Source organism: Pseudanabaena sp. 'Roaring Creek', assembly GCF_001402795.1.
Classification (GTDB): domain Bacteria; phylum Cyanobacteriota; class Cyanobacteriia; order Pseudanabaenales; family Pseudanabaenaceae; genus Pseudanabaena.
In genome coordinates this window covers 1-2,612 of record NZ_LIRE01000120.1, presented here as the reverse complement: position 1 = coordinate 2,612, position 2,612 = coordinate 1, and the positions used below count along the sequence as shown (strand labels likewise).

The 2,612-nt window shown below is 42.6% G+C and carries 4 protein-coding genes; all 4 read right to left on the bottom strand.

Features of this window, described 5'->3' with window-relative positions:
- Window positions 1-67: 67 nt before the first annotated feature.
- Window positions 68-649 (bottom strand): thermonuclease family protein, encoded by a 582-nt coding sequence (locus AC805_RS04025; protein ID WP_055074219.1) that lies wholly within the window; start codon window positions 647-649, stop codon window positions 68-70.
- Between the two features lie 56 nt (window positions 650-705).
- Entirely contained in the window at window positions 706-1,077 is a 372-nt protein-coding gene (locus tag AC805_RS04020) for a 2Fe-2S iron-sulfur cluster-binding protein (RefSeq protein WP_055074218.1), read from the bottom strand.
- A gap of 35 nt (window positions 1,078-1,112) precedes the next feature.
- Window positions 1,113-1,661 carry a 3-isopropylmalate dehydratase gene (locus AC805_RS04015; RefSeq protein ID WP_055074217.1) on the bottom strand — a complete coding sequence of 183 codons (549 nt, stop codon included), beginning with the start codon at window positions 1,659-1,661 and terminating at the stop codon, window positions 1,113-1,115.
- 257 nt (window positions 1,662-1,918) lie between these two features.
- A complete protein-coding gene (locus AC805_RS04010; protein WP_009627999.1) occupies window positions 1,919-2,422 on the bottom strand; it encodes a hypothetical protein in 504 nt (167 codons plus the stop codon).
- Between the last annotated feature and the right edge of the window lie 190 nt (window positions 2,423-2,612).

Here is a 2,612-nt window from a genome sequence, read left to right as displayed (position 1 = left end):
AACGTGAGTTCGGGATAATTTGAAACGGGCATTGAGAAAGGGTTTGCCACCTTAACCCGAACTGATGTTAATTACTTAATTGGCGACGAAAATCTCTAGGGCTAAGGCGTAATGGGTTTTGAGTATCCCATATCCCCAATTCTTGTAATCTTGCTTTTGATTGAGCACGACTGATTCGCGCATCGTACTTGCTATTGGGAGGATAGGGATCGGCGATCGCTAAACCCTCGCCGACCAAATATTGATTGACTAATAATTTATCTTTCCAAATATAGGCAAGTAAGCGATCGGAGTTGTCCTTTTGCTTGACATCAAATTCCAGAATCACTTTCTGTTCTTTGACCAAATCCGATAATCGCTGACGAGCTCGATCACCCCAAGGAGCCTGTTCTTTGAGAGGGGCACTTAATCCTAACAGGCGCACTCTCTGTACGGTCATATTGGGATTGTTCAGCACTGAAGCTTCAACGGTTTGACCACTAATTACCCGATTGATCAACCATAGCTCGCCATTGATGCGATCGCTAGGCTGCATAAATGCAAGCACGATATTTGCAACTATTAAAAATACAACTAATATTCCCGTCAATACCAACCAACGTGGCGTAGATGAGGCAATTACTTCTTTTTTCCCTATTTTAGAACTCATAGACTGAAGCACATCCAATTCAAAATGTAAAGGATGCAAAGCGTCCTTTACAAAATCTAGTCATGATCGATGGGAATGCCCAACTGAAACCAGTGGCGTTTGCGTTTGGCAAAAAAGTTGCCAAACTGGAGGCGATAGACCTCATCTTCATCTTGAGTTTCTAGATCTAGATCTGACTGCGCATAGCCAGAACAAATTAGGGCATACCCCTCATCTTGCAATTTTTTGGACAGCCCAATTACTTCATGCTGATCGATCGTCCCCGACTTTACGCGCATGGCGCAGGCTGTACAAGCACCATTCAGACAGGAGAAAGGCAGCTCGATCCCCTGTGATTCTAAGGATTCGAGAATATAGCGATCGCCTTCGATATCGGCTTCGTAAAACTTATCGTTTTGGCGATCGTGGATGCGAATGTGGTAAGACATAAATATTTGTTATACGCGTTATTTATACGCGATTTTCATGCGCGAGTTGGAATCATACCCGTTTGCCGAGCATAATCAAATAAGCCCCCAGCATCGATGACAGGACGGACATCGCCCAAAGACTTCAGAGCAAAAGTCATGCCAGTGGTTTCATTAATAATGACATCGCGATCGAAATCAATTGTCGCTTCTTCCCCAGTCTTAAAGTTATCAATTAAACGTTCGACCGACTCCCAAGGATATAGCTCGCCCGTCGCGGTACAGTTGCGAAAGAAAATTCTCGCGTAGGACTGAGCAACCACTGCCTCAAGTCCTGCCGCCCCAAGAGCGATCGGTGCATGTTCCCTCGAAGACCCGCAACCAAAATTTTCGCCTGCGACGATAATCGCATAGATAGTTTTGCTCTCGCCTTCAGCAATAAAGCGATCGTAGCGATCAGGTAATCCAATCATGGCATAGCTACCAAGCTTCTCGTATTCATCGGGCTTAGAAGGAACGAGGGTGAGATATTCCGCAGGAATAATTTGATCGGTATCGATGTTGTCATCTAATACAAATACTTTTCCCTTAATTGTCTTACTCATAGTTTTTATCTATAAAATCTATAAAACAGTCATTAGTCTAGAAAACAGTGCTAAAAAACAGTGATTGATCTAGAAATCGGTCTGAATAGTCTTTCCTAAGTGGCTGGGTATAATTAAAACCCAGAATCAAAAGCTATGGGGCAAGTGCAGCCTGCGCTACAGCTTTTGGAGTCTTATAATCAATTTTACCCAGCTACTTATTGTTTAGTCAAAATCGCATTCAGAATAAAATCAGTCAAAATAATTAGTCAAAATAATCAATCGAAATAAAACAGAGTTACCACTTTGCGTTGTTCTTCAGCATCTTGGCAAGTCTGCAATAAAGTCTCGCTGCCATGAAACGCGAAGCAGATTAGTTGCTGACACTTAGAAATAATTTCTTGGTTACACAGACTACTCGCTTCAGCCAAAGATAAAGTGTCATTTTCACTATGCTCGATTAAATGAATCACATTTTCTAACTGTTCGCGAGACTCATAGGGCTGTTTATCAAGGCTCTGCGGTAGAATTACGGTCAACAAATTAGGGTCAGCCCTTAAAGCACCACGGATTGCCGCAAAATTTGTACCTGTTGCCCCAGAGGTAATAATACTGTTACCAGATAGTGCCAAGGCGTAGCTGAGCAGTTCGATCAGCAGTTGGTGAGTCAATGGCACATGGCGGGAGCCTAAAAACGCAATTCGCTTTGAGCCTTGTTGCTGTATTGTCGCAAGCTCTTGCAAAAAATCGTCTAGCTTGGGTAGATTAATTGACTGAGTCAAACAAATCCCTCTCGTTTACTACTTACTGAACGAATAAATACACAATATCACTTAACCCCAGAGAATCAAACTAGTTATAGCAGTAGCCAGTTATGTTAGGACAAAAACAAAAACCAGAAGAGTGTTGCGGCGCTTTGCGCCGCAACACTCTTCTGGTTTTTATGTCTTAACTTATTTGGCTATAGCTATA